The sequence below is a fragment of the Pseudogemmobacter lacusdianii genome (assembly GCF_030848395.1).
Classification (GTDB): Bacteria; Pseudomonadota; Alphaproteobacteria; order Rhodobacterales; family Rhodobacteraceae; genus Pseudogemmobacter; species Pseudogemmobacter lacusdianii.
The window spans coordinates 17,574-42,431 of record NZ_JAVDBT010000013.1; the positions used below are offsets into that span (position 1 = coordinate 17,574).

General features: G+C 61.3%; 25 protein-coding genes. 6 read left to right on the forward strand and 19 right to left on the reverse strand.

From position 1 onward, the window contains the following. Positions 1-160: 160 nt before the first annotated feature. Positions 161-970, forward strand: a complete 810-nt coding sequence (locus Q9295_RS13480; RefSeq protein ID WP_306681091.1) for an alpha/beta fold hydrolase — start codon at positions 161-163, stop codon at positions 968-970. Between the two features lie 52 nt (positions 971-1,022). Here Q9295_RS13480 and Q9295_RS13485 read toward each other — a convergent pair whose 3' ends face one another. The 8 genes from Q9295_RS13485 to Q9295_RS13520 all read right to left on the reverse strand — a co-directional run bounded on the left by Q9295_RS13485 (position 1,023) and on the right by Q9295_RS13520 (position 7,925). Further along, on the reverse strand, positions 1,023-2,060 hold the full coding sequence (locus Q9295_RS13485) for a threonine aldolase family protein (RefSeq protein WP_306681092.1): 1,038 nt from the start codon (positions 2,058-2,060) through the stop codon (positions 1,023-1,025). Further along, positions 2,060-2,512: a YcgN family cysteine cluster protein gene (locus Q9295_RS13490; RefSeq protein WP_306681093.1), complete on the reverse strand. Its 453-nt coding sequence runs from the start codon at positions 2,510-2,512 to the stop codon at positions 2,060-2,062. The genes Q9295_RS13485 and Q9295_RS13490 overlap by 1 nt, the downstream gene beginning before the upstream one ends. Before the next feature lie 80 nt (positions 2,513-2,592). After that, positions 2,593-2,940 (reverse strand): H-type lectin domain-containing protein, encoded by a 348-nt coding sequence (locus tag Q9295_RS13495; RefSeq protein WP_306681094.1) that lies wholly within the window; start codon positions 2,938-2,940, stop codon positions 2,593-2,595. A 135-nt stretch (positions 2,941-3,075) separates the two neighbouring features. Next, positions 3,076-3,462: a F0F1 ATP synthase subunit epsilon gene (locus Q9295_RS13500; RefSeq protein ID WP_306681095.1), complete on the reverse strand. Its 387-nt coding sequence runs from the start codon at positions 3,460-3,462 to the stop codon at positions 3,076-3,078. A gap of 10 nt (positions 3,463-3,472) precedes the next feature. Next, entirely contained in the window at positions 3,473-4,915 is a 1,443-nt protein-coding gene (atpD, locus tag Q9295_RS13505; protein ID WP_306681096.1) for a F0F1 ATP synthase subunit beta, read from the reverse strand. 20 nt (positions 4,916-4,935) lie between these two features. Then, the gene (locus Q9295_RS13510) at positions 4,936-5,805 is read right to left on the reverse strand and encodes a F0F1 ATP synthase subunit gamma (protein ID WP_306681097.1); all 870 of its coding nucleotides are present in this window, start codon (positions 5,803-5,805) and stop codon (positions 4,936-4,938) included. 21 nt (positions 5,806-5,826) lie between these two features. Beyond that, positions 5,827-7,365 carry a F0F1 ATP synthase subunit alpha gene (gene atpA / locus Q9295_RS13515; RefSeq protein ID WP_306681098.1) on the reverse strand — a complete coding sequence of 513 codons (1,539 nt, stop codon included), beginning with the start codon at positions 7,363-7,365 and terminating at the stop codon, positions 5,827-5,829. After that, positions 7,365-7,925 (reverse strand): F0F1 ATP synthase subunit delta, encoded by a 561-nt coding sequence (locus Q9295_RS13520; protein ID WP_306681099.1) that lies wholly within the window; start codon positions 7,923-7,925, stop codon positions 7,365-7,367. Before Q9295_RS13520 ends, atpA begins: the two co-directional genes overlap by 1 nt. A 613-nt stretch (positions 7,926-8,538) precedes the next feature. On the opposite strand from Q9295_RS13520, the gene Q9295_RS13525 reads away from it, so the two are divergent. Continuing rightward, positions 8,539-9,117, forward strand: coding sequence for a L,D-transpeptidase (locus tag Q9295_RS13525; protein WP_306681100.1), 579 nt, complete (start codon positions 8,539-8,541; stop codon positions 9,115-9,117). 53 nt (positions 9,118-9,170) lie between these two features. On the opposite strand, the gene Q9295_RS13530 is transcribed toward Q9295_RS13525, so the two are convergent. Next, entirely contained in the window at positions 9,171-9,932 is a 762-nt protein-coding gene (locus Q9295_RS13530) for a class I SAM-dependent methyltransferase (protein WP_306681101.1), read from the reverse strand. A gap of 62 nt (positions 9,933-9,994) precedes the next feature. Between Q9295_RS13530 and gloB the strand changes: the two genes are divergently transcribed. The 3 genes from gloB (at position 9,995) to Q9295_RS13545 (ending at position 13,907) form a co-directional block, all read left to right on the forward strand. After that, positions 9,995-10,762: a hydroxyacylglutathione hydrolase gene (gene gloB / locus Q9295_RS13535; protein WP_306681102.1), complete on the forward strand. Its 768-nt coding sequence runs from the start codon at positions 9,995-9,997 to the stop codon at positions 10,760-10,762. Positions 10,763-10,952: 190 nt separating this feature from the next. Continuing rightward, on the forward strand, positions 10,953-13,271 hold the full coding sequence (clpA, locus tag Q9295_RS13540) for an ATP-dependent Clp protease ATP-binding subunit ClpA (protein WP_306681104.1): 2,319 nt from the start codon (positions 10,953-10,955) through the stop codon (positions 13,269-13,271). A 117-nt stretch (positions 13,272-13,388) separates the two neighbouring features. After that, entirely contained in the window at positions 13,389-13,907 is a 519-nt protein-coding gene (locus Q9295_RS13545; RefSeq protein ID WP_306681105.1) for a lipocalin family protein, read from the forward strand. A 114-nt stretch (positions 13,908-14,021) separates the two neighbouring features. Here the strand turns inward: Q9295_RS13545 and Q9295_RS13550 are convergent, their stop codons facing one another. The 4 genes from Q9295_RS13550 to Q9295_RS13565 form a co-directional block, all read right to left on the reverse strand. After that, positions 14,022-14,360, reverse strand: a complete 339-nt coding sequence (locus tag Q9295_RS13550) for a zinc ribbon domain-containing protein YjdM (protein ID WP_306681106.1) — start codon at positions 14,358-14,360, stop codon at positions 14,022-14,024. A 42-nt stretch (positions 14,361-14,402) separates the two neighbouring features. Beyond that, on the reverse strand, positions 14,403-16,052 hold the full coding sequence (locus tag Q9295_RS13555; RefSeq protein WP_306681107.1) for a peptidoglycan -binding protein: 1,650 nt from the start codon (positions 16,050-16,052) through the stop codon (positions 14,403-14,405). Between the two features lie 3 nt (positions 16,053-16,055). Beyond that, a complete protein-coding gene (locus Q9295_RS13560) occupies positions 16,056-17,318 on the reverse strand; it encodes a biopolymer transporter ExbB (protein WP_306681108.1) in 1,263 nt (420 codons plus the stop codon). A 119-nt stretch (positions 17,319-17,437) separates the two neighbouring features. Then, positions 17,438-17,965 (reverse strand): gamma-glutamylcyclotransferase, encoded by a 528-nt coding sequence (locus Q9295_RS13565; RefSeq protein WP_306681228.1) that lies wholly within the window; start codon positions 17,963-17,965, stop codon positions 17,438-17,440. Between the two features lie 75 nt (positions 17,966-18,040). Between Q9295_RS13565 and Q9295_RS13570 the strand changes: the two genes are divergently transcribed. Next, positions 18,041-19,051 carry a DUF2125 domain-containing protein gene (locus tag Q9295_RS13570; protein WP_306681109.1) on the forward strand — a complete coding sequence of 337 codons (1,011 nt, stop codon included), beginning with the start codon at positions 18,041-18,043 and terminating at the stop codon, positions 19,049-19,051. 20 nt (positions 19,052-19,071) lie between these two features. On the opposite strand, the gene Q9295_RS13575 is transcribed toward Q9295_RS13570, so the two are convergent. From Q9295_RS13575 to Q9295_RS13600, 6 genes are all read right to left on the reverse strand, one after another. After that, on the reverse strand, positions 19,072-19,941 hold the full coding sequence (locus Q9295_RS13575; RefSeq protein WP_306681110.1) for an extensin-like domain-containing protein: 870 nt from the start codon (positions 19,939-19,941) through the stop codon (positions 19,072-19,074). Beyond that, positions 19,941-20,867 carry a prephenate/arogenate dehydrogenase family protein gene (locus Q9295_RS13580; RefSeq protein ID WP_306681111.1) on the reverse strand — a complete coding sequence of 309 codons (927 nt, stop codon included), beginning with the start codon at positions 20,865-20,867 and terminating at the stop codon, positions 19,941-19,943. Before Q9295_RS13580 ends, Q9295_RS13575 begins: the two co-directional genes overlap by 1 nt. Positions 20,868-20,880: 13 nt before the next feature. Continuing rightward, the gene (gene hisC / locus Q9295_RS13585; RefSeq protein ID WP_306681112.1) at positions 20,881-21,966 is read right to left on the reverse strand and encodes a histidinol-phosphate transaminase; all 1,086 of its coding nucleotides are present in this window, start codon (positions 21,964-21,966) and stop codon (positions 20,881-20,883) included. A 298-nt stretch (positions 21,967-22,264) separates the two neighbouring features. Next, positions 22,265-22,795, reverse strand: coding sequence for a TIGR00645 family protein (locus tag Q9295_RS13590; protein WP_306681113.1), 531 nt, complete (start codon positions 22,793-22,795; stop codon positions 22,265-22,267). Between the two features lie 97 nt (positions 22,796-22,892). After that, positions 22,893-23,513: a 30S ribosomal protein S4 gene (gene rpsD / locus Q9295_RS13595; RefSeq protein WP_306681114.1), complete on the reverse strand. Its 621-nt coding sequence runs from the start codon at positions 23,511-23,513 to the stop codon at positions 22,893-22,895. A 184-nt stretch (positions 23,514-23,697) separates the two neighbouring features. Next, a complete protein-coding gene (locus Q9295_RS13600) occupies positions 23,698-24,693 on the reverse strand; it encodes a Hint domain-containing protein (protein ID WP_306681115.1) in 996 nt (331 codons plus the stop codon). Positions 24,694-24,858 lie beyond the last annotated feature (165 nt).

A 24,858-nucleotide genomic window follows, 5' to 3' on the forward strand; every position in this document is an offset into this window, starting at 1 on the left:
AGGGCAGCGGAATCGATGGGCGCGGGATAGCACCCACTTTACCTTAGGCATAGGGGGACGGAGCGTAAAACCCGCTTGGAGGGTCGTTATTAAGGCAGAATGGCTTGTTGGCGACACAGGCTGGGGCTATCTCGCCCTTGCCAATCGCAAGGTTTCGCTCATGTCGCCCTCGCCCGCCCCTGCAGATCGCTCACCCGCCCGCAAATGGGGTTCGGGTCCGCGTCCGATCTTGGCTTTGCATTGCGCGCTGGCGCATGGCGGCGCTTGGGCCGACTTGGCGCAAAACTTGCAAGGCGTCACGCTGACCGCCCCCGATCATCCCGGTCATGGCCGCAATAGGGATTGGGACGGGGTGCAGGACTTGCACCAGCAGGCCACGGCCGAAGCGCTGGCCCATGCCCACGACTTGGCCAAGGACGGTCCGATCGACCTCTTCGGCCACAGCTTTGGCGGCACTCTGGCCCTGCGCATTGCCTTGGAGAACCCCGGGCTCGTGCGCGCGCTGGTGCTGGTGGAGCCTGTGCTTTTCGCGGCAGCAAGGGCGACGCAGTCCTTCGCGCAGATGGCCGCCTCGCAGCTTAACCTTGCGCAGGCGATTGCCGCAGACCGAGAGGCCGCCGCCGCCAGTTTCCACGCCGAATGGGGCACGGGAGAGGCCCTTGCCGATCTGCCCGAACGCCCCCGGCGCTATATCACCGAGCGGATCCATCTGATCCCCGCCGCCAATCCCGGCTTAGTGGATGACAATGCGCATCTTCTGCGCCCCGAAGGGCTTGAGAGCCTTAAGGTGCCGGTTTTGCTGGTCGAAGGCGGCAAAAGCCCTGCCATCGTCGGCGCCATCCATGACGCCCTTGCCCAACGCATCACGCCGCTGACCCGCGCCAAGATTGACGATGCTGGGCATATGCTGCCCCTCACCCATGCCAAAGCGCTGGCTGCTCTGGTCCAAACCCATCTGGCGAAAAGCTAAGCCGCAATCTTTTGAGAAAGATCGCGGCTTAGTCTTTAGAACTCAGCGTTTTTCACAGCTGCGCGGCATAGGCGGACAGGAAGGCATCCACCTCTTCAGCACTGGTTGCCCAGCTGGTGACAAGCCGGGCGCGCTCACGGCCCTCGGCCCCGGCACGGCTGTAGAACTGCGCGCCTTTGGCTTGCAGCCTTACGGAGGTGCCACGGCTCCAATCGGCGAACATCAAATTGGCTGGCACCGGATGAACCGAGACCGCGTCATTGCCGCTGAACAGCCCCGATGCCAAACGCTGCCCCATCGCATTGGCTTGACCCGCCAAGCGCAACCAGAGTCCGTCTTCCAGATAGGCGTCAAACTGGGCCGAGAGGAACCGGTGCTTCGAGAAAAGATGCCCCGCCCGCTTGCGGCGGATCTCAAACTCAAAGGCCTTAGCGGGATCGAAGATCACCACCGCTTCAACCCCAAGGCAGCCATTCTTGGTGCCACCGAAGGACAGAATATCGATCCCGGCCTTCCAAGTCATCTCGGCCGGAGTGGCTCCGCTCGCCACTAAAGCATTGGCAAATCGCGCACCATCAAGATGACAGGGCAGCCCCTTGGCCTTGGCCAAAGCGGTCAACGCCGCAATCTCGGCAGGCGTGTAAAGCGTCCCTGCTTCGGTGATATTGGTCAGCGTCATCATCCCGCTTTGCAGCGAATGCACCCCGCCGGCGCCAATCCGGTCAAGCTGCACCTGCAAGGCGGCAGGATCAATTTTGCCCTCCGCGCCGTCCACCAAAAGAAGCTTCGCCCCACCGGCAAAGAACTCGGGCGCGTTGCACTCATCCTCAGCCACATGGGCCTTTTGGTGGCAGAAGACCGCGCCCCAAGGCGGGCAAGTCAGCGCGATCGACAAAGCATTGGCCGCCGTCCCCGTCGCCACCAGATAGACCGCCGCCTCCGGTGCCTCAAAAAGCGCGCGGACCTGAGCCGTCACCCGCGCCATCAGATCATCGCCACCATAGCTGCGCTGCGACCCGTCATTGGCGCGCAGCACTGCCGCCATGATTTCGGGCGCAGCACCCGAGCTGTTGTCGGATGCGAAAAACATCAGGGCGTCTCCTCGATAATATAGTCTTCCCAATCGTCTTCCGGCACCGTCAGCTCCGAGACCGTCTGCCCCCGCACTGAATTGCCCGAGCTATGTGTGCTTTCAGGATCGCCGGTCACCAATGGGTGCCAATCGGGCAAAGTCTTGCCTTGATACAACAGCTTATAGGCGCAGGTTGCGGGCATCCAATAGGCGGATTTCGCCAGCGTCTTCGGCGTCAGGAACACGCATTCTGGCACGAATTGCCGCCGGTTGGCATAATCCCCGCACCGGCAGGTCGCATCATCAAAAAGCCGGCAGGCGACCGAGGTATAGGCAACCTCGCCATCATCCTCGAACTCAAGCTTATTCAGACAGCACTTGCCGCAGCCGTCACACAGCGCCTCCCATTCAGCGGGGGTCATCTTGTTCAGCGGGACAGTTTCCCAGAATTTTTCGCGCATATTGGTCATGGCCGGCAAATTGCGCCGCCGCTTCAGAAAAGGGAAGGGTCAAACGCCGGTTTTCCCCGGCGGAACTGCGCAGCTGAAGCTCAGGCGACATCCCAATCGTCGTCATCTTTGACCGCGCCGATCGCCATCCAATCGGCCCGCACCCGCGCCACCCGACTGTCGCCCCAAGTGCGAAACACAATGTGAAAGCCGCTCGCCGTTACATTCTCGGCCGAGATATCGGCGCGGGAATTGGTCTTATGGTCCATATCCCACATCGAGATCCCCACCGTGACCGCAGGCACCTGCCGGAACGCGGGCTTGAATGTCACCATGAAGCGGCATTCGCGGTTGCCATTGCCGGTCCACATCACCCCGTCATCGGCGAAGTCGGAAAAGAGCACGCGAGAGCCTTGCAGGACACCAGTTCCACTGCCGATCCGCTTCATGCGCCGTCCCCTATCGCAATTTATTCCTTAAAAATGCACACTCATTCCCCCGCCATACTGCCCAAAGACGGCAGTTTGGTGGTCTAAAAATGAAAAAGGCCCCGCGCGGCGGGGCCTTTTCAAATCGTTTCTGGCTTAGAAGCCAGCAGCGGCCTTCATCGCCTGAAGATCCGACAGGATCTTGGCAGCATTGGCCGGCTCGATGCCCGACACGTCCGAAGCTTCGGCGATCAGCTGATCCATCAGCTGCGCGTTCAGCTCTTCCACCGGGACCGCACGTTCGGCCAGAACCGAGACCGAGCTTGCCGAGATTTCGGCAAAGCCGCCGGTCACGGCATAGGCTTTGGTGCCGGCGGCCGAAACCGCCTTCAGGATGCCGGGACGCAGGGTGGTGATGGTGGGGGCATGCCCCGCCATCGCCGTCAGATCGCCCTCAGCGCCTGGGATCTGCACCTCATTCGCCTGAACGGAAGCAAGCCGCCGTTCGGGAGAAACGAGGTCGAATTGCAGGGTGCCTGCCATTCTGTCCCCCTTATGCCGCTGCTGCGGCGAGTTTTTGGGCCTTGGCAATCACTTCTTCGATGTCGCCAACCATGTAGAAAGCGGCTTCCGGCAGGTGGTCGTATTCGCCAGCAACCACAGCTTTGAACGAAGCGATGGTTTTTTCCAGCGGAACCTGTTTGCCGTCGGCGCCGGTGAAGACCTTTGCCACGTCGAAGGGCTGCGACAGGAAACGCTCGATCTTACGGGCACGGGCCACGGTGATCTTGTCGTCTTCCGACAGCTCGTCCATGCCAAGGATGGCGATGATGTCTTGCAGCGATTTGTATTTCTGCAAGATGCGCTGCACCGAGGTTGCCACGGTGTAGTGCTCTTCGCCGATGACCAGCGGGTCCAGCAGGCGCGAGGTCGAACCCAGCGGGTCCACAGCCGGATAGATGCCCTTTTCCGAGATCGCACGGTCAAGAACCGTGGTCGCGTCAAGGTGAGCAAACGAGGTCGCAGGTGCCGGGTCGGTCAAGTCGTCGGCCGGAACGTAAACAGCTTGCACCGAGGTGATCGAGCCGTTTTTGGTCGACGAAATGCGTTCTTGCATCGCGCCCATGTCGGTTGCCAGCGTCGGCTGGTAGCCCACTGCGGACGGGATACGACCCAGAAGTGCGGACACTTCCGAACCGGCTTGGGTGAAGCGGAAGATGTTGTCCACGAAGAACAAAACGTCCGAACCGGTGTCGTCACGGAACTGCTCGGCGATGGTCAGACCCGACAGAGCAATACGCATACGCGCGCCCGGCGGTTCGTTCATTTGGCCGTAAACCAGTGCGATTTTCGATTTTTCCAGATCGTCGGGAACGATAACGCCCGATTCGATCATCTCGTGGTAAAGGTCGTTGCCTTCACGGGTCCGCTCACCCACACCGGCGAACACGGACACACCCGAGTGCACTTTCGCGATGTTGTTGATCAGTTCCATGATGAGAACGGTTTTACCCACGCCTGCACCACCGAAGAGGCCGATTTTGCCGCCTTTGGTGTAGGGTGCGAGCAGGTCGATAACCTTAATGCCGGTCACGAGGATCTCGGTCGCGGTCGACTGCTGGTCGAAGTCCGGAGCCGGAGCGTGGATCGCACGACGGGCTTCGGTCTTGACCGGGCCCTGCTCGTCCACCGGCTCGCCGATGACGTTCAGGATGCGGCCGAGGGTGGCGTTACCCACCGGAACCGAGATCGGAGCGCCAAGGTCACGAACCGGGGCGCCACGAACCAGACCTTCGGTCGCGTCCATAGCCACGGCGCGAACGGTGTTCTCGCCAAGGTGCTGAGCCACTTCCATGACCAGCGGCTTGCCGTTGTTGTCGGTTTCGATCGCGTTCAGAATCGCCGGCAGTTCGCCTTCGAATTGAACGTCAACCACTGCGCCGATAACTTGGGTAACCTTACCCGCGGCGGCGGCAGCTTTCGGTGCTTTTGCCATAGTTTAAATCTCCGGGTTCGTCAGAGCGCCTCAGCGCCCGCGATGATTTCGATGAGTTCGGTGGTGATCGCCGCTTGACGGGTCCGGTTGAACTGGACGGTCAGCTTGTTGATCATGTCACCGGCGTTGCGGGTGGCGTTGTCCATAGCGGACATCCGCGCTCCTTGCTCCGAGGCGCCGTTCTCGAGGAGAGCCGTGAAGATCTGCGTGGCGACATTGCGCGGCAGCAGGTCTGCAAGGATGGCTTCTTCCGAAGGCTCATAGTCGTAGAGCGCATTGGTCGAAGCCGCCTCTTCGAATTTGGCGGGGATGATCTGCTGGGCGGTCGGGATCTGGCTGATCACCGATTGGAACCGCGCGTAGAAGATCGTCACCACGTCAGCTTCACCCGCTTCGAAAGAAGCCGTGACCTGACGGGCAATCGCCGCCGCATTGGCGTAGCCTATGCGCTTCACCTCGCTCAGATCGACATGGCCAACAAAGGCATGGGACCAGTCGCGACGCAGCTGCTCGCGGCCTTTTTTGCCCACGGTCAGGATCTTGACCGTTTTGCCTTGTGCCACCAGCTCGGCAGCACGCTGCCGGGCCAGTTTGGCGATCGAAGAGTTGAAGCCGCCGCAGAGACCGCGCTCGGCTGTCATCACCACCAAAAGGTGGGTCTGGTCATTGCCATTGCCGGCGAGAAGACGCGGAGCGCTTCCCGAACCCGACACGCCAGCGGCGAGCGAGGCCATAACCCCGTTCATCCGCTCGGCATAGGGGCGACCGGCTTCCGCTGCCTCTTGCGCACGGCGCAGTTTGGCAGCGGCGACCATTTGCATCGCCTTGGTGATCTTCCGCGTGTTCTTAACGCTTACGATCCGGTTTTTAAGGGCCTTTAGGCTCGGCATTCGCCTTCTCCTTCAGGGCGCTTACGCGAAATCTTTGGCGAATTCAGCGATTGCGGACTTCAGTTTTTCCTCGTCAGCACCTTTGATCTTCGGGTCCGACTTGGTCAGCCACTCAAGGATTTCCTTCTTCGGACCGCGCAGGAAGGCCAAGAGACCCGCTTCGAAGCGGCCCACGTCCTTCACGGCGATCTTGTCGAGGAAGCCCGCGGTGCCAGCATAGATGACGGCCACGATCTCGGCGTTGGTGAGCGGCGAATACTGCGGCTGTTTCATCAGCTCGGTCAGACGCGCACCGCGGTTCAGCAGCGCTTGGGTCGAAGCGTCAAGGTCCGAACCGAACTGTGCGAAAGCCGCCATCTCGCGGTATTGAGCGAGCGACAGTTTCACCGGGCCAGCCACGGTTTTCATCGAGTTGGTCTGAGCGGACGAACCCACGCGCGACACCGACAGACCGGTGTTCACGGCCGGGCGGATGCCTTGGTAGAAGAGTTCGGTCTCAAGGAAGATCTGACCGTCGGTGATCGAGATCACGTTGGTCGGAATAAAGGCCGAAACGTCGCCGCCTTGGGTTTCGATAACCGGCAGAGCGGTGAGCGAGCCATTGCCCGATGCATCGCCAAGTTTCGCCGAACGCTCCAGCAGGCGGGAGTGCAGGTAGAACACGTCGCCCGGGTAAGCTTCACGGCCCGGCGGACGGCGCAGCAAGAGCGACATTTGACGGTAGGACACGGCTTGTTTCGACAAGTCATCATAGATGATCAGGGCGTGACGGCCATTGTCGCGGAAGAATTCTGCCATAGCGGTCGCCGAATAGGGGGCGAGGTATTGCAGCGGTGCCGGGTCCGAAGCGGTTGCAGCAACCACGATCGTGTAAGCCAAAGCGCCGGATTCTTCGAGCTTCTTCACCAGCTGAGCAACGGTCGAACGCTTTTGACCGATCGCCACATAGATGCAGTAGAGCTTCTTCGACTCGTCGTCGCCAGCAGCCTCGTTATAGGACTTCTGGTTCAGGATGGTGTCGAGAGCGACAGCGGTTTTACCGGTCTGACGGTCACCGATGATCAGTTCGCGCTGGCCACGGCCAACCGGGATCATCGCGTCGATTGCCTTGATGCCGGTCGCCATCGGCTCATGCACCGATTTGCGCGGGATGATGCCCGGAGCTTTCACGTCAGCAACGCGACGCTCAGCGGCAACGATCGGGCCTTTGCCGTCGATCGGGTTGCCCAGACCGTCCACAACGCGACCCAGAAGGCCGTCGCCCGCCGGCACGTCCACGATGGACTTGGTGCGCTTAACGGTGTCGCCTTCTTTGATGTCTTGGTCGGAACCGAAGATCACGACACCCACGTTGTCGGTCTCAAGGTTCAGCGCCATCCCGCGGATGCCGCCCGGGAATTCGACCATCTCGCCGGCTTGGATATTATCCAGACCGTGCACGCGAGCGATACCGTCCCCAACGGACAGCACGCGGCCGATTTCAGAAACTTCAGCGTCTTTGCCAAAGTTCTTGATCTGCTCTTTCAGGATCGCAGAGATCTCAGCAGCCTGAATTCCCATCACCCAACCTCTTTCATAGCATTCTGCAAGGAAGCGAGCTTCGATTTGACCGACGTGTCGATCATGGTCGAGCCCAGCTTGACGATAAGTCCGCCGATGAGGGTCTCATCAACGGTTGCGTTCAGTTTAACGGTTTTGCCAGTCTTGGCTTTCAGCGTCACAGCCAAAGCTTTCGACTGAGCCGCCGAGAGTTTGGCGGCCGAGACGACCTCGGCGGTCATCTCGCCTTTATCAGCAGCGATCAGATCGGCCAAAGCCACCGCCAGCTGCGGCAGCACGAACAAGCGACGCTTGTCGGCCATCAAAGCCAGAGTGTTGGCAGTCAGTTCGTGCAAACCCATTTGCGCGCCGATGGCGGCAATGGCACCCGATTGCTCAGCGCGGCTCAGCACCGGCGAAGAAATCATCGCACGCAGCTCAGGGCTGGCTGCAAGCGCGGCCGTCAGCGCTTGGGCATCAGCGTCAAGCGCCTTCAATGCGCCAGCGTCACGGGCCAGATCGAACAGGGCGCTGGCATAGCGTGCCGCGATTCCTGTGGAGACAGAAGCTGGTTCGGACACGTCATCCCTTCCCATGTCGCGGGCCTTACCTTGCCTGTCCATAGCAGCAGCGCCATGTCCAGAGAGCCCGTAGAAATCCCGATATCGCGGGCGTCCTTAGCAGAGCATCCCCAACCTCGCAACTAGGGTGCGTTGCGAAAGGTGACTGAGCGTGTGGTCATTTCGCCGCGCCTGCGCGCGCGATTGCCCCCAATTGGCCCTCGATTGGCCCCTTTAGCCGGCCACAAAACCAACCGAGCCTGCCCGGCTTTTGGCCTGAACCAAGGATTTTTTCAGTATCTGCGCAGGCAAATGCCTTTTCAAGCCTTGTCAGAGGCGGCCCGCATCACCGCATTTGCCAAAAGCGCCTCCGGCGTCAGCAATCTTACATTCGATTAAAATTTGTGCACAAAATCAACGCTATAAGTGACTGCCACCCGACGAAATCTCGTCCCTTGGCCCCTCACATTCGGGTCAATAGCGCGTGAGTCGCGCCTGCCAGCCGTTGACCTTCGCCGCGCAAAGACCGATCTGTCGCAAAGATCACGCGCGATGCCGCTTGCCCGCATGCGCAAGACCACCTCTTTTCCCCGTCGCCCTGTTTAACAAGAGCAGCAGATCCAAGGAGCCTATCATGAGCCGCCCCCTTACGCGCCGCCGCGCATTGATTCTTGGAGCCGGCAGCTTGCTGGGCAGCGCCTCGGTCTTGGCAGCCCCCGCCGTTCTGGCCCAAGCGACAGCAGAGCCTGTGGTGCGCGGCAACAGCTCGGGCTTCACCATGCAAGACTGGCGCAACCACTTTGATTCCGCAGGCCGCGTGATGATCTTGGCCGACACCCAGTCGCGCGCCTTGCATTGGTGGGCGGCAGATGGTTCGGGCCACCGGGTCTATCCGACGTCGGTTCCGATCTCGGATGAGCTGACCAAGCGCGGCCTGACCGAGATTGTGCGCAAGAAGGAAGGGCCCAGCTGGACGCCCACCGCCTCGCAGATGCAGCGCTACCCCGATTGGAAGCCGATCGGCCCCGGCCCGGAGAACCCCTTGGGCACCCATGCGATGTATCTGGGCTGGCCCGCCTATATCATCCACGGCACCCATGACACCCGCAAGATCGGCCGCAAGTCCTCGGACGGCTGCATCGGCCTGTTCAATGAAAACATCGCCGAGCTCTTTCAGATCTCGCCCGTCGGCACGCAAGTGCGCATCATCTGATCTTCGCGATCCTCGCAAGTGGGGCCCGCCCCCACTTGCGGCCCAAGGCAGCCTTAGCTGCCCTTGCGGCCCAAGGCAGGCTCGGCTTTGCCGCCCCGCACCCCCTCCAGCACCCGCAACGGCTTTTTGACCACCGCGCCAAGTCCACCGCGCGTGGGGGCGTAGACCTGTTTTGAGACCTCAACCATCAGCACCCCGCCCGAAAGCCAAGGCAGTCGCCCGCCCGCCGTCTCCCAGAAGTTCGCCGTGCGCAGCCAGAAGGGCGCATTGCTGGGCGGGGCATGCAGCACCGTCAGGCTGCGTTCGGGCGTGAAGCCATGCCGCTTCAGCTGCGCTTCAAGCTGCGTGCCGGAATAGGGGCGACCAAAGCCGAAAGGCGTGGCATCCCGCCGCGACCAAAGGCCCGAGCGGTTCGGCACCACGAACAAAGCCCGCCCGCCGGGGCCAAGCACCCGGTGCGCCTCATCCAGCACCGCCGAGGGCCGCTCGGACGTCTCAAGCCCGTGCATCAACACCAGCCGGTCAACAAGCCCCGTGGCGACCGGCCAGCTGCCGTCCTCGCAAAGGACCGAGACATTCTCCATCCCCGCAGGCCAAGGCATCACGCCTTGCGGCCCCGGCATCAAGCCGATGACCCGCCGCGCCTGCGACAGATAGGGCCGCAGCAAAGGCACCGCAAAGCCAAAGCCCGCCACGGTCTGCCCCGGAGCAGGCGGCCAAAGCCGCACCACTTGGTCACGGATCGCCCTTTGGGCCACCCGCCCCAAGCGGGTGCGGTAATAAAAGGTGCGCAGGTCAAGCACGTCGAGGTGCATTGCGGTTCGCCGCTCTTTAAGGTCACATCGCGACTATCCTAACCCGAAAGGCAGAAATTAAAATGGCGCTCGAACTGGTCACGATTCCCTGCCTCTCCGATAACTTCGCCTTCCTGATCCGCGAGGCTGAGACCGGCACCGTCGCGCTGATCGACGCCCCCGAAGCCGCGCCAATCTTGGCCGCCTTGGCCGAGCGGGATTGGCAGCTCGATCTGATCCTCCTTACCCATCACCACGACGACCATATCCAAGCCGTGCCAGAGCTGCGCGCCGCCACCGGCGCCAAGGTCTGGGGCGGCGCCGCCGATGCCCACCGCCTGCCCGCTTTGGATCGCGCCTTGTCCGAAGGCGACAGCCTGCCCATCGGGGCAGAGAGCTGCACCGTGATCGATGTTCCTGGCCATACGATCGGCCATCTCGCCTTCCACTTCCCCGACGCGGGCCTCGCCTTCACCGCCGACAGCCTGATGGCCGCCGGATGCGGCCGTCTCTTCGAAGGCAGCCCGGCGCAGATGTGGCAAAGCCTTTCCAAACTCGCCGCTCTGCCCCCCGAGACGCTGATCTGCTCGGGCCATGACTACCTCAACGGCAATCTTCGCTTCGCTCTGGCCCTTGAACCGGACAATCCAGCACTTAAATGCCGCATCGAGGCTTTGGAGAGCTTGCGCCGCGAAGGCCAGCTGCCCATGCCCTCTCGGCTTTCCGACGAACTGGCCACCAACCCCTTCCTGCGCGCCGCCCTGCCCGCAATGAAGGCGTCTTTGGGGATGGAGAGTGCCAGCGACGCCGAGGTCTTCGCCGAAATCCGCAGCCGCAAAGATCGGTTCTGACCGGCTCACTCCAAGGCGCAATGCGCTGCGCTTATCACATTTTCGAACTTTGCCGTTTGAAATGCCCCTCGCAGCGAAATTGCCCTTGAAGTGTCCAGAATAAAACCGATCCTTAACGACATGAGGCCACGGTTGGATCAGGCCCCTCTTGAACGGCCCGACCTGCCCAGAGTTACAGGAGCACGCACAAGTGCCGTCATTCTCGTCCACGCTTGAGCAAGCGATCCACGGTGCCTTGGCCCTCGCCAACGCCCGCCGTCATGAGCTGGCAACGCTGGAACACCTGCTTCTGGCTTTGACCGAAGAACCCGATGCCGCGCGGGTGATGCGCGCCTGCTCGGTCGATATTGACGAGCTGAAAAAGACCCTTACCGAATTCATCGATGATGACCTCTCGACTTTGGTGACCAATGTCGAAGGCTCGGAAGCCGTGCCCACCGCCGCCTTCCAACGCGTGATCCAGCGCGCGGCGATCCATGTCCAATCCTCGGGCCGCACCGAGGTGACTGGCGCCAACGTTCTGGTCGCAATCTTCGCTGAACGTGAATCAAATGCCGCCTATTTCCTGCAAGATCAGGATATGACCCGCTATGATGCGGTGAATTTCATCGCCCATGGCGTGGCCAAAGACCCCTCCTTTGGCGAAGCCCGCCCGATCACCGGGGCCGAGCATGAGGGCGAGACCCCCAAGGCCGAGGCGGGTGAGGCGAAAGAATCGGCTCTCTCGAAATATTGCGTCGATTTGAACGTCAAAGCTCAAAAGGGCGACGTGGACCCGCTCATTGGCCGCGACCAAGAGGTGGAGCGCGCGATCCAAGTCCTTTGCCGCCGCCGCAAGAACAACCCGCTTTTGGTGGGCGATCCGGGCGTGGGCAAAACCGCCATCGCCGAAGGTCTGGCTTGGAAGATCGTCAAGAAAGAAGTCCCCGAGGTGCTTTCGGGCGCCACGATCTACAGCCTTGATCTGGGCGCACTTCTGGCCGGCACCCGCTATCGCGGCGACTTTGAGGAACGTCTCAAAGCCGTGGTCAAAGAGCTGGAAGACCACCCCGATGCGATCATGTTCATCGACGAAATCCACACCGTGATCGGCGCTGGCGCCACCTCGGGCGGTGCGATGGATGCTTCGAACCTGCTGAAGCCAGCCCTTCAGGGCGGCAAACTGCGCTGCATGGGCTCGACCACCTATAAAGAATTCCGTCAGCACTTCGAGAAAGACCGGGCCCTCAGCCGGCGCTTCCAGAAGATCGACGTGAATGAGCCTTCGGTGCCGGACACCATCAAGATCCTGATGGGTCTGAAGCCGCATTTCGAAGAGCATCACGACATCCGCTACACCGCCGATGCGATCAAAACCGCGGTTGAGCTGGCCGCGCGCTATATCAACGACCGCAAGCTGCCCGACTCGGCGATCGATGTGATCGACGAAGCGGGTGCTGCGCAGCATCTGCTGTCGGATTCGAAGCGCAAAAAGGTGATTGGCACCAAAGAGATCGAATCCGTCGTCGCCAAGATCGCCCGCATCCCGCCGAAGAACGTCTCGAAAGACGATGCAGAGACCCTGCGCGATCTCGAAAAGACCCTCAAACGATTGGTCTTCGGTCAGGATAAAGCGATTGAGGCGCTTTCGGCCTCGATCAAACTGGCCCGCGCGGGCCTGCGTGAGCCTGAAAAGCCCATCGGCAACTATCTCTTCACCGGCCCGACCGGGGTGGGGAAAACCGAAGTGGCCAAGCAGCTTTCGCAAGTCCTTGGCGTCGAACTCCTGCGTTTCGACATGTCGGAGTATATGGAGAAACACGCGGTCTCCCGTCTGATCGGCGCGCCTCCGGGCTATGTCGGCTTTGACCAAGGCGGCATGCTCACCGATGGCGTCGACCAGCACCCGCATTGCGTGCTCTTGCTCGATGAGATCGAGAAAGCGCATCCGGATGTCTACAACATCCTGTTGCAGGTGATGGACCACGGCAAACTGACCGACCACAACGGCCGGGCGGTGGATTTCCGCAACGTGATCCTGATCATGACCTCGAACGTCGGGGCCTCGGATATGCAGAAATCGGCGATCGGCTTTGGCCGTGACAAGCGGGAAGGCGAAGACACCGCTGCGGTGGAACGCACCTTCACGCCCGAATTCCGCAACCGTCTGGATGCCGTCATCTCCTTCTCGGCCCTGCCGAAACAGGTGATCCTGCAAGTGGTTGAGAAGTTCGTCCTTCAGCTTGAGGCGCAGTTGATCGACCGCAACGTCCATATCGAGCTGACCGAAGAGGCGGCGATCTGGCTCGGTGACAAGGGCTATGACGACAAGATGGGCGCGCGGCCTTTGGCGCGGGTCATCCAAGAGCATATCAAGAAGCCTCTGGCCGAAGAGCTGCTCTTTGGCCGTCTGACCAAGGGCGGTCTGGTCAAGGTTCTGGTCAAGAACGGCGCCATTGAGCTTGAGGTGCAAGAGCCCAGCAAACCCCGGCTCGCCAACCAAAAGCCGCCGCTTTTGACGGCTGAGTGAAGCTCTGAACATCATAAAGGCCGTCCCTCGGGGCGGCCTTTTCCTTTGCGCCCCATGCAGCCAAATCCGCCTTCCCGCGTTGTTCCCCGAACATCGCAAAAAAAATCAGGTTTGGACATGACCCAAGATACCCCCGTCACCACCGTCCCGCATGTGGATCTCAACCGCTACCTCGGCACGTGGTTTGAGCTGAAGCGCCTGCCGATGAAATGGGAAGACACCTACGCCGCCGACATCACCGCGACCTATTCGCTGGAAGAGGGCGGCAAGGTCCGTGTCGACAACCGCTGCCTCAATGATGAGGGTAAGCCCACGCAATCCATCGGTCAGGCCGAGCCGGTCGATGCCAGCAATTCCAAGCTGACCGTCACTTTCCTGCCCGAGCTGTTGCGCTGGATCCCCTTCACCAGCGGTGACTATTGGATCTTGAAGCTGGACCCCGACTATAAGGTCGCGCTGATCGGCGACCCGGATCGCCGCTACCTCTGGCTCTTGGCGCGCGAGCCGCAACTGCCGCAGGCGGTGATTGATGAATATTTGGATCATGCCCGGACCATGGGCTATGACCTCAGCCCGCTGATCACCCCGCGCCAAAGCGGCGCTCAGGTCAGCGATGCTATGCTGGCGCAGGCTTAATGCATAAGGGCGGAGCTTAAAACTCCGCCCTTTTTGTCTTTTGCGCATGTCATCACCAAAGCCATACGTCAGCCATACCTAAGCCAGACGTAAAACAGCTCTCAAACTGAGACCTTAATCGGCGGATTTTTTCACGAACTGCGATTTCAGCCCGATCTGACCGATCCCCGGCACTTTGCAGTCAATATCGTGATCGCCATCGACCAGTCGAATGCCGCGCACTTTGGTGCCGACTTTGATGACGGTCGAAGAACCCTTCAATTTCAGATCCTTAATGACCGTGACATTGTCGCCATCGGCCAAAAGATTGCCCACACTGTCGCGCACTTCCATCGCGGCAAGCCCGGCACCGGGCGTCCATTCATGGCCACACTCAGGGCAGGTCAGCAAAGAATCCGCCTCATAAGTATAGGCAGAACGGCATTCGGGGCACGGAGGCAGGGTATCACTCATTTCCCCAGCTTAAGCCTTTCATTCCACAACGAAAAGCCCCCCTTACCTTTCGGTCAATTTCAGCTCAATCCGCCGGTTTTGCGCTTTGTCAGCCTCAGAATTGCCCGCAGCCACGGGCCGATATTCGCCAAATCCCGTCGCCGCCAACCGATCCGGCGGAAAGCCCAATTCATCCTGCATATACCGCACCACGGATAGTGCCCGAGCTTGGCTCAACTCCCAATTGTCGCGGAACTCCCCACTGCCCGAAAGCGGCACATTGTCGGTATGGCCATCCACCCGAATGATCCAATCAATCTCCGGCGGGATCTGGGTGCGGATATCGTTCAAGATGCTGACAACGCTTGCAATTTGCGCTTGCCCCTCTGGTGCAAGATCCGCCGCACCTAAGTTGAAAAGCACTTCTGAAGAGAAAACAAAGCGATCGCCAACGACCCGAACGCCCTCTCGCCCTTGCAAAAGCGTGGAAAGTTGGCCGAAGAACTCGGACCGGAAGCGTTCAAGATCGGCCTTTTCCGCCTCAAGCCTTTTGCGCTCGGCCTCTTCCAACTCAGCCCGGCGCTTTTGCTCGGACGCCACTTGCGCCAAGGCCGAATTCAACTGAGTGCCCAAGGTCTCAAGCTGCACTTGCGCCTCGGCGTCACGGTTTTCCGCCTCATCCAGCACGTTCTGCAAAGAGCCCAGATCGGCGCGCAGGGCGGCGATCTGTTGGTTCAAAAGCTCAACATTTCTCGCGGCTTGCAGCGATTTCTCTTGCTCAGCCAGAAGCGCTGCCTCGGCCGCAATCAAGGCCGCATCCTTGCCGGTTGCGTCCTGGGCCGCTGCCGTCCGGGCGGCGGCCAGCAGCGTCAATGTCTCCTCGGCTTTGCGACGTTGCTCTTCCAAAGCCAAGGTCATTGCCGTCAATTCGGTCTGCGCGCCTTCCAGTTTTTCGCGCAAAGCCTGCAAAGCCGCCGCATCGACGAGCCGCGCCTCTTCCGCCTTGGTCAGCTCGGTCTTGGCCGAGGCCAAAGCCGCCGCATCCGCGCTGCCCTTGGTTTCCGCCTCACGCAGCAAAGCCTCAATCGCTTCGCGGCGGGCGGCATCCAGCCGCGCCGCTTCGGTCGCGGCATCCAGCTCTTTGCGCAGGCCCGCCAAGGCCAGTTGCGCCGCTTCGGCATCGGTGATCAGCACGGCTTTTGCCGCCTCAAGCTCCGCAACAGAGGCCGCCAGCTCTTTGGCTTCCGCCTGCGAGGCATCGCGCTCGCCCGTCACCAAAGCCAAATCCGCCAAGGCCTTATCGCGTGAGGCGAGCAAGGCCGCGACCTGCGCCTCGAACCCGGTGATCCGCGCTTCGGCCGCTGCCAGCTCTTGCTGGCGCGCTGCCAGATCGCCCTCAAGCTGCGCGATGACCGAGGCCCGCCGCTCACCCTCTGCCAAGGCCGAGGACAGTGAGGCTTGCAATTGCCCCACTTCGGCCTGCAGACCATCAACCTTTTTCTGTTCCAACCCAAGCGCTTGCGACAAAGCGGCGACCTGATCGGTCAGTTCAGCAAGCTCACCGCTTTGGGTCGTGATCGTGTCGCGCAGCACCGATTGCATGACGGTGAAGATGGTCAGCACGAACATCAGCACCATCAAAAGCGTGGTGACGGCATCGACGAAGCCGGGCCAGATCATGCTGGAATCGCGGCGGTGGCGCGACAGGGCCATCTCTTAGCTCCGGCCCATGGGGCTGCGGCCCAGATGGCGGATCGCGGCGGTCAAGCCCGCGATATCGCTACGCAAATCGCTGACCGATTCCTGCCGCCCGGCGGAAAGCTCTTCAAGTATGCGCAGCAGCTGCGTGTCGATCGAGCGCAGCCGCATCCGGCTTTCGGCATCGACATTGTCCGCAGAAGCTTGCGTCGCTTGCACCAGCTGATCTTGGCCCGCGGCAAGCTTCGCCACCAAAGCGGCCAGGGTCGCATTCTGTTCGGCCGCTCTGGCCTGCTCCGTCTCGGCGAGACGGGCAAGCCGCTCGACGGCTGCGGTCAGCGCCGCCCCGTGTTCGGCGGCAAGCGCCTCGGCCGCGGCACGGCCAGCGCCCAAACCATTGATGGCGGCGGCAAGTCCGGCCAGCTTATCCTCCATCCCGGCGCGCGCGGCATCGGATTGCAGGTAAAGTTCTTGCAGGCTCTCCATCTGGCCCGCCATCTGGTCCAGCACCAGCGCCACACCGGATTGGTCACCCTCGCCCTCAGAGCCAAGGCCGATACGGGTGATGGAAGAAAGCCACTCTTCCAACTCGCGGTAGAAGCGGTTCTGCCCGTGACCTGCAAAAAGCTCCAACAACCCGACCACCAGCGAGCCCGCAAGGCCGAGAAGCGAGGATGAAAACGCCGTCCCCATACCGCCAAGTTGGCTTTCCAAGCCCCCCATCAGCTTGCCAAAGACATCAAGGCCGCTTTCACCTTCGGCCGGCGCAAGGCTGCGGATGGTCTCGACCACAGCCGGAACCGTGGTGGCCAGGCCCCAGAAGGTTCCCAAAAGGCCAAGGAAAACCAAAAGGTTAATCAGGTATCGGGTGATATCCCGCGCCTCGTCAATCCTCTGCGCCACCGATTCAAGGATCGACCGTGCCGCACTTGACGGGATGGTCAGTCTTGCCGCCTTGCGGCTGCGCAAGAGCGAGGCCAAGGGTGCCAGCAAGCGTGGCGGGGCCACCGTCTCGGCTCCGGGCTTATGGCGGACAATCGCCTCGATCCAGCTGACCGATTGGGCAAGGATGAAGACCTGCCAGAAGCAGGTGGCAATGCCGATCAGGAAGACGAAGGTGATCAGCCCGTTCAGCACCGGGTTGGTCCAGATGATCTCGATCACCGCGCCGTGGATGGCCCAAGCGCCAAGGGCGACCAATACGCTGACCAGCAGCATGGTGGTGATGGCGCGGATGGGCTGGCTGAAGGTGGTGCCCGGTTCGGTCTCGGGTCGTTCCATGCGCGATCTGCCTGCCTTGTGTAAGCTGTCTTTGCCGGCAGCCTAGCAGGTCACGCCCAAGCCCCCAAGGGAAACCCGCGTGAAAATTGTAACACAAACCGGAGCCTAGCAGGCGCGGTTTAGCGGGGCGCACTCAGCCTTCGGACACGCTCGGCAAGCCATTCAAGATCGGGGTCGACAATGCCCAGATCCGCCAGATGCGCGGCGGTGGACCAAAGGTAATCGCGGTTCGGGCCGCGCCCGCCCACCGCATGGGCGATGATCTGCGCCTGTTCCTCCAGACCCAAGCCGCCGCAATATTGCCCATGATCGGGGTCGATCACATAGGCCAAGGCCTGCATCGGGCCGGTCTGAGTTATCAGCTCTAAATGCGTCTCAAGATAAGCCGATGAGACCAATTCCCGCTCGCGCAGTGCGGCAAGCGTCTCATCCTCGGCCCCTTTGGCCACCGCGAAGGCAACACCGTCGCAATGCGCTGTGGCGGCGCGATCCAAGGCGAGAACCAACCCCGGCTCCGCCTCAGAGCCGCGATGATGGATCGAACGCATGCAAAAGCTGCGTTGCCAACCCATCGCGCGCGCGATGCGGCGCTCGGCCACTGGAAACTCGGGGTTCCAGATCAGCGATCCATAGCCAAAAACCCACATCGTTTCGCGCAAGGCTAGCTCTCCTTCTGCGCCTTCTGTTAATCATGGGCGTGAGCGCGCGAAAAGGGGCACGGGATGCGGTTTTTGAAATGGCTGGCCGTGCTGGTGCTGCTGGTTTGGCTTGGCGGCTGGTATGGCGGCAAGGTCTTGCTGGAAAAGGCCGCGCCAGACGCGCTAAACGCGGCGCGCGCCCAAGGGCTGGAGGTTGAGATAACCCCGCCTGCGGTCTCGGGTTTCCCGCTGCGCTGGGAGCTGGCAGGCCGTGAGGTGACGCTGGCCGATCCCCTCCGGGGCTTGCGCTGGCAGGGGCCAGAGTTGCGCCTTTCCGCGCCGGTCTGGGCGCCTTGGTCGCTGCGGGCAGATCTGCCAGCAGAGCAGCTTTTGACGCTGCCCGATCAGGAGCTCACCCTCACCTCCACCGCTTTGCAAGCTGGGCTGCGTGTTGGCCCCTCTCGCGACGTGCCCTTGCGCGTGGTGAGCGCCTCGGCCGAGAATCTGTCGGTGCAATCCAATCTTGGCTGGCAGATCAGCTTTGGTGAGATCGATGTCACCTTGCGCGAAGGGGTCACTCCTGCGGGTTACGATCTGACGCTGGATCTTGCCCCATTGCGACCCGATCCTGCCTTCATGCAGGCTTTGGCAAAGGTTGCTGTGCCGGAGATGCCGCCCTCTGACTTGCCGGCGGAAGTGCAGCAGATTGACGGCGATCTGGGCATCACTTTGACCGCGCCTCTGGACCGCTTTGCCAGAGAAACCCAGCCCCAGTTACAAGCGTTGGATATTCGCGGCCTCGATATCGCATGGGGCGCGCTGACGCTTGCCGCCGAGGGCCAACTCACCGCCGATGCAACCGGCCATGCCGAGGGGCAGATCAAGCTGCAAATGCGCGGTTGGGAACGGTTGCCAGCGGTTCTGGTGGCCAGCGGAACGCTTGCCCCAAAGACCGCACCAACGGTGGCCGGTTTCCTGAACGCCATTGCCAGCCAAAGCGGCGAGCCGGGACTTTTGGCGCTGACCTTGGTGATGAAAGAAGGCCGGATGTCGCTGGGACCCTTCCCTTTGGGAGACGCTCCGCGTCTGCGCTGATCTTCGCAAAGATCAACGCCTTACCGGCAATAAGACCCATTGCGATGCCGCGCTGTGTCGAGATGCAGATGGTCTTCGTGATAGCCGTCTGAGCCCGGCCCCAAGGTGGTGCCGAAGATGCCGCAAGCGCCTTTATGCGCCTTGCGCATCGTTCTATTGAAGCCGCCCAACACCGGCAAAACCTTGCCATTCGCCATCACAAAGCCACCGATATCAACCGCCTTGCCGCGGCCATGCTCGGAAACCTTCGCGCCCTTTTTGTTGTTGCGCGGGCGGCAGATGTAATGCGCTGCGATCTTCAGCTCGACCACTTCGCCGCCGTAGGCCGGTTGGACGACTTTATCAACCCAAGTGTTCAGGGCCTTGGCCGTGTCGCAGTCGATGGTCGCCGCTTGGCTCAACCGCACACCCGAGACCGAGGTGACGCGCACCCCGTCGCTCAGCCCGCATCCTTGCACCTTGGCTTTGATCGGCGCGATCTTCTCGCCCTTGATCGCCGCCACACCGCAGACCGAGCCTTTGAGCGAATTGTTTAACCGCTCTTGCTCGCGCGCAGCCTTTTTCTCGGCCCGCGTCATCTTTCTTGGGGGCGCGGCCACCGGCTCAGGCTCTGGCATCATCGCCGCAAGGTCCAAGCCCGGCGCAGGCTTGCCCGCTGCCGCCGCCGCCACCATGTCATTGATGGCCTGAGGCCGGGTCCTCGGCCGCAATGAGACCGCCATTGCATGAGCGACAGGATCGACAGTGCTCAGCTCTGCAGGGCTTGGGATAGCAGCTGCGCCGTTTAGAAACGGATTGGCGGGCGGCTTCAGCGACTTCTCCACCGGCTCGGCTTGCGCCACAGCCACAGAGCCCAGCAACACCAAAACCGCACCAAAAGCCCGCACCATCAGCTACCCTTCGTAGGCTCGGCCCCGCGGCCGAAGTCAGGAGCAGCAGTATCCTGACCGGCCTCGATAATGCCACGCCGAATGGCGCGGGTTTTGGTGAAATAGGCGTGGAGATGCTCACCATCTTCCATGCGGATCGCGCGCTGCAGGACGAAAAGCTCTTCAGTGAAGCGGCCAAGGATGTCTAAGACCGCGTCTTTATTGGTCAAAAACACATCGCGCCACATCACCGGGTCGCTGGCAGCAATCCGCGTGAAGTCCCGGAAGCCGGAAGCGGAGTATTTGATAACCTCGGATTGCGATACGCGGCGCATGTGATCGGCCACGCCGACCATCGTATAGGCGATGGCATGCGGCACATGGCTCACGACGGCCAACACCAGATCATGATGCGCCACATCCATCTCATCGACATTGGCGCCGATGCCTTCCAAAAGCGCGCGAAGCTGGGCAATCGCCGCCGCATCACTCTCGGGCAGCGGCGTCAGAAGCCACCAGCGGTTTTGGAAAAGCGTCGCAAAGCCCGAACGGGGGCCGGAGTATTCGGTGCCCGCCAAGGGGTGGCCGGGGATGAAATGCACGCCCGCAGGGATATGCGGGGCGACAGCCTCAACCACCGCACCTTTGACCGAGCCGACGTCGGTGACCACCGCGCCGGGCTTCAGGTGTGGAGCAATCTCGGCGGCGATGGCACCCATCGCCCCCACCGGCACGGCCAGCACGATAAGATCGGCGTCACGCACGGCCTCGGCCGCAGTGACTGCGACGGAATCGCAGAAAAGCTGCAAAGCCACATCGCGGCTTTCGGCAGATTTGGCATGGCCCGCGATATGGCCCACTAGACCTGCGGCGCGCATCGCATGCGCCATAGAGCCTGCGATGAGGCCCAATCCGATCAGCGCGACTTTTCCGTAAATCTGGCTCATGCCGCGCCCTGCCTTACCTTGTGCCTTTAAACTTGGCCACGGCATGCGCCACCCGGCGGCAGCTTGCCTCATCGCCAATGGTGATGCGCAGGCAATGCGGCAGGTTATAGCCCGCCACTTGCCGTACGATCAGCCCTTCCGCCTGCAAGAAGGCATCGCAAGCCTGCGCCTCTTCGGTGCTGGAGAAGCGCGCCAGAATGAAGTTGGCATGCGACGGGTCCGAGGGGACGCCCGCTTCCTCAAGCGCTTGTGCGAGCCAAGCGCGCATCCTTGCGTTCTCGGTCCGGCATTTGGCGACGTATTCTTGATCGCGCACCGCCGCCAAAGCCGCATCCATTTGCCCGGCGGACAGGTTGAAAGGTTGGCGAATGCGGCCCAGCACATCGATGATCTCGGCCGGGCCATAGCCCCAACCCACGCGCAAACCGCCAAGCCCGTAGATCTTCGAGAAGGTGCGGGTCATCACCACATTGCTGCGGGATTCGACCAGCGAGAGGCCGCCATCGAAGCCCTCGACATATTCGGCATAAGCGCCATCCAGCACCAAGATCGCTTGGCGGGGCATGTTGTCGGCCAGACGCTCCACCTCAGACATCGGGATCATCGTGCCGGTCGGGTTATTGGGGTTGGCCAAGAAGACAAGCTTGGTACGCGGCCCACAAGCGGCAAGGATCGCGTCGATATCGACGGTGCGATCACGCTCGGCCACCTGAATGGGGGTGGCGCCCACGGCATGGGCAAGCAGGCGATACATCAAGAAGCTATGCTCGGTGAACACCACCTCATCGCGCGGGCCGGCATAGGCTTGCGCGATGAATTGCAAGATCTCGTCGCTGCCCACGCCGCAAATCACGCGGGCCGCGTCAAGCCCGTAGACATCGGCAATCGCGCCACGCAGCTCGGCATGGTCGGTGTTGGGGTAGCGGTGCAGGTTGTGCACGGCGCGCAGATAGGCCTCGCGGGCCTTTTCAGAGGCGCCAAACGGGTTTTCATTCGACGAAAGCTTCACCGCATGCGCCACGCCGGCCACTGCGGCTTTGCCGCCGACGTAAGGAGCGATTTCGAGAATGCCGGGCTGCGGTCGGATCAGGTTGTTCATCATCTTCCCCAAGATTGGCCGGTTCTTAACCGGCCCGCCTGTCCAAGGCCAGCACCTTCAAGGGCTGGGGGCGCAGGATCGATGACTGCGCGGGCGATTGTGCTTTTGGCACGACAGGCTGGCGGGGGCTAGGGGGCCAAAGGTTGAGAGTCCCCCTCCCTCAGACCCCTAGGATATTTTATTCTGAAAGAGGATTTTGGCCCTCTTTCAGCACTTGAAGCTCCCTACCGAAGCCTGCCCCGGCAGATCCGGGGCGGGCGCTCTTTTGGGAGCAAGCAAAGCGCAAATCAGCCCTGCCTCACTTGGTTTTCGGCGCGAGCCAATCCATCAGCGCCAGCAACACGCCCGAGACCACGAAGGTCAGATGGATGATCACCATCCATTGCATCGTCTCAACCGAGATATCGGTGCCGGTGTTGGGTTTGCCCAAGGACATGAACACCTTGAGCAAATGGATGCCCGAGATGGCCACGATCGAGGCGATCAGCTTCAGCTTCAGCCCGGCGAAATCGACCTTGCCCATCCAGCCTGGCCGGTCAGCCCCCGTGTCGAAATCGAATTTCGACACGAAATTCTCATAACCCGAGAAAAGCACGATCAAGAGCAAGTTCGCCGCAAGCGACAAATCGATCAGCGTCAGCACCGCCAAGATGCCTTGATCCGCGGTCAGGGTAAGGGTCTTCGGCAGGTAATAGGCCAGCTCTTTGACAAAGATCACCATGAGCATAGCGAGAGCCACCGTCAGGCCCAGATACATCGGCGCCATCAGCCAGCGACTGGCAAAGAGCGAGCGCTCGAACTTATTTTCCAGCGAGGCTTTCTTGGACATTTTGCACTCCAGCACGGGGTAAGATGAGTTAAGGACGAAAAAGGGCCGCCACCTTGCGGTGCGGCCCTTTTCTTGACTGCGCTTGGCGCAGCCTAAATTAGTTCTTCGCGTAGAATTCGACGACCAGGTTCGGTTCCATCTGCACGGGATACGGCACATCGCCGAGGCCCGGGGTGCGGACGAATTTCACCGTCAACTTGGTGTTGTCGACTTCGAGGTAGTCCGGAACGTCACGCTCGGTCAGAGCGATGGCTTCGGCGATGATCGCCAGCTGCTTCGACTTCTGACGGACTTCGATGATGTCGCCTTCTTTAACGCGGTAGGAGGCGATGTTCACGGCTTTGCCGTTCACCAGAACGTGGCCGTGGTTGACGAATTGGCGGGCAGCGAAGACGGTCGGAACCAGTTTCGCGCGGTAGACCACTGCGTCGAGGCGGCGCTCCAGGAGGCCGATCAGCATCTCGCCGGTGTCGCCCTTCACACGCTCAGCTTCGCCGTAGATTTTACGGAATTGCTTTTCGGTCAGGTCGCCGTAGTAGCCCTTCAGCTTTTGCTTAGCGCGCAGCTGGGTGCCGAAGTCCGACAGCTTTTGCTTGCGGCGCTGGCCGTGCTGACCGGGGCCGTATTCGCGCTTGTTCAGCGGCGATTTCGGGCGACCCCAGATGTTTTCGCCCATACGGCGGTCAATTTTATGTTTGGCAGCGGTCCGTTTGGTCATCGCTGATCTCCTTCTCAGTTACGAAGGGCGTTGTCCTTTCCGGGTCTCCCCGGCGACAGGTCATCCTCTTGCGAGGGCCACCAACACCAATGCAAAGCCCCGGAATCACTCCCGGGGCGATGTGAGGGCTTATAGGGGCTGGCTTGGCGGTGTCAACCAACTGCGATGCAGGGCTTGGCGCGTTTTAGGCGGCTCGGCTGTCAAACCGCAAAATCGCTGCTTCCGAGCCTGTCAGCGTCCGGCGCGCATGATCACCGTAAGCATAAGGGTTTTGCGCCAGCGCAGGCAACAGCTGTAACAAGCCCTCACGGTCTGGCGGCGCTAGCGTTTCAAGCGCGGCGTTGGAAGGGTGGAAGCTTTCCGTCTCCAACCCATTGGCGAAAAGGATATTATGCTGCTCCAACATGAGGTGAATATAGGTCACCTCGCGCAGGCTGTGATCGATCAGCACATGGTGGTGATCGACCAGATCCTTGGCGGCGATCAGCACTTCATCACTGTTGAAAAGCGACCGCGCCGCCCTACCCTTCACCAACATCCGATGTTGCGGTGAGACCCAAAGGTCGCCGTCCGGACGCCCCTGCCCCAAAGCACCGGCGCGAAAGCGGATCGGGCGCAGATGTGGCATGGCATGGAGCCGCGCGCCGCTCATCCGGCGACTGCCGCGCCAAAGCAGCTCTTGCGGACCATTGTCTTTGGTCAAGATCAGATCGCCGGGGCGCAACGTCTCGATCAATTGCGGGCCGCTGGGGGTGAGAATCCGGGTGCCGGGGCTGAAGCAGATCACACCGCCGCTTGCGTGTTGCGCCGCCGCTGCGCCGGAGCGATCGATTTGCACCCGCAAGATCCACAGATCACGCCCCTGCGGCGGTGGCGCCCCGTGAAACATCAAAAGCCGTGCGCCCGAGGCGGGGACCGGCAACAGTGTCACTGTGTAGCAACGCTGCCCATCCGTCACGCTGAAACATTGGTCTGGCAGGTCTTGAAGGTCATCTTGAGCCAAAGCCGCTGCCTCGGGGCGCACGGCAACACCGATCAGGCGCCGCACCATGCGCGCCGCCTTTTGGCGCATATCCGTTTCCCCCTCGGCCCCTGTCAAAAGCAGCACATCGCCCGGCGCATCAATGCGCACCGCCGTGCCTGTCCAGCGCCAAGCCGCGCCGACGCCAAGCATATCCATGCGCGGGGCCGCAACCCCGTCTGCTTCCGTCTGAGACCAAGAGATAACGAACGTGGCTTGAAACCCCGTTCTCATGCCTGATTGCCTGCTCGTTCTTGCTTTTATTGCCCGCAAGCTAGCAGGCCGGTGGCGCTTTGACTATGACCCGCGCGCCACAGTTCTTGC

What these genes read in the sequence shown, in the direction of transcription:
- Q9295_RS13480 (WP_306681091.1), top strand. Translation starts at nt 161, where the DNA reads ATGTCGCCCTCGCCCGCCCCTGCAGATCGCTCACCCGCCCGCAAATGG.
- Q9295_RS13485 (WP_306681092.1), bottom strand. Translation starts at nt 2,060, where the DNA reads ATGTTTTTCGCATCCGACAACAGCTCGGGTGCTGCGCCCGAAATCATG.
- Q9295_RS13490 (WP_306681093.1), bottom strand. Translation starts at nt 2,512, where the DNA reads ATGACCAATATGCGCGAAAAATTCTGGGAAACTGTCCCGCTGAACAAG.
- Q9295_RS13495 (WP_306681094.1), bottom strand. Translation starts at nt 2,940, where the DNA reads ATGAAGCGGATCGGCAGTGGAACTGGTGTCCTGCAAGGCTCTCGCGTG.
- Q9295_RS13500 (WP_306681095.1), bottom strand. Translation starts at nt 3,462, where the DNA reads ATGGCAGGCACCCTGCAATTCGACCTCGTTTCTCCCGAACGGCGGCTT.
- atpD (WP_306681096.1), bottom strand. Translation starts at nt 4,915, where the DNA reads ATGGCAAAAGCACCGAAAGCTGCCGCCGCCGCGGGTAAGGTTACCCAA.
- Q9295_RS13510 (WP_306681097.1), bottom strand. Translation starts at nt 5,805, where the DNA reads ATGCCGAGCCTAAAGGCCCTTAAAAACCGGATCGTAAGCGTTAAGAAC.
- atpA (WP_306681098.1), bottom strand. Translation starts at nt 7,365, where the DNA reads ATGGGAATTCAGGCTGCTGAGATCTCTGCGATCCTGAAAGAGCAGATC.
- Q9295_RS13525 (WP_306681100.1), top strand. Translation starts at nt 8,539, where the DNA reads ATGAGCCGCCCCCTTACGCGCCGCCGCGCATTGATTCTTGGAGCCGGC.
- Q9295_RS13530 (WP_306681101.1), bottom strand. Translation starts at nt 9,932, where the DNA reads ATGCACCTCGACGTGCTTGACCTGCGCACCTTTTATTACCGCACCCGC.
- gloB (WP_306681102.1), top strand. Translation starts at nt 9,995, where the DNA reads ATGGCGCTCGAACTGGTCACGATTCCCTGCCTCTCCGATAACTTCGCC.
- Q9295_RS13545 (WP_306681105.1), top strand. Translation starts at nt 13,389, where the DNA reads ATGACCCAAGATACCCCCGTCACCACCGTCCCGCATGTGGATCTCAAC.
- Q9295_RS13550 (WP_306681106.1), bottom strand. Translation starts at nt 14,360, where the DNA reads ATGAGTGATACCCTGCCTCCGTGCCCCGAATGCCGTTCTGCCTATACT.
- Q9295_RS13555 (WP_306681107.1), bottom strand. Translation starts at nt 16,052, where the DNA reads ATGGCCCTGTCGCGCCACCGCCGCGATTCCAGCATGATCTGGCCCGGC.
- Q9295_RS13560 (WP_306681108.1), bottom strand. Translation starts at nt 17,318, where the DNA reads ATGGAACGACCCGAGACCGAACCGGGCACCACCTTCAGCCAGCCCATC.
- Q9295_RS13565 (WP_306681228.1), bottom strand. Translation starts at nt 17,965, where the DNA reads ATGTGGGTTTTTGGCTATGGATCGCTGATCTGGAACCCCGAGTTTCCA.
- Q9295_RS13570 (WP_306681109.1), top strand. Translation starts at nt 18,041, where the DNA reads ATGCGGTTTTTGAAATGGCTGGCCGTGCTGGTGCTGCTGGTTTGGCTT.
- Q9295_RS13575 (WP_306681110.1), bottom strand. Translation starts at nt 19,941, where the DNA reads ATGGTGCGGGCTTTTGGTGCGGTTTTGGTGTTGCTGGGCTCTGTGGCT.
- Q9295_RS13580 (WP_306681111.1), bottom strand. Translation starts at nt 20,867, where the DNA reads ATGAGCCAGATTTACGGAAAAGTCGCGCTGATCGGATTGGGCCTCATC.
- hisC (WP_306681112.1), bottom strand. Translation starts at nt 21,966, where the DNA reads ATGAACAACCTGATCCGACCGCAGCCCGGCATTCTCGAAATCGCTCCT.
- Q9295_RS13590 (WP_306681113.1), bottom strand. Translation starts at nt 22,795, where the DNA reads ATGTCCAAGAAAGCCTCGCTGGAAAATAAGTTCGAGCGCTCGCTCTTT.
- rpsD (WP_306681114.1), bottom strand. Translation starts at nt 23,513, where the DNA reads ATGACCAAACGGACCGCTGCCAAACATAAAATTGACCGCCGTATGGGC.
- Q9295_RS13600 (WP_306681115.1), bottom strand. Translation starts at nt 24,693, where the DNA reads ATGGATATGCTTGGCGTCGGCGCGGCTTGGCGCTGGACAGGCACGGCG.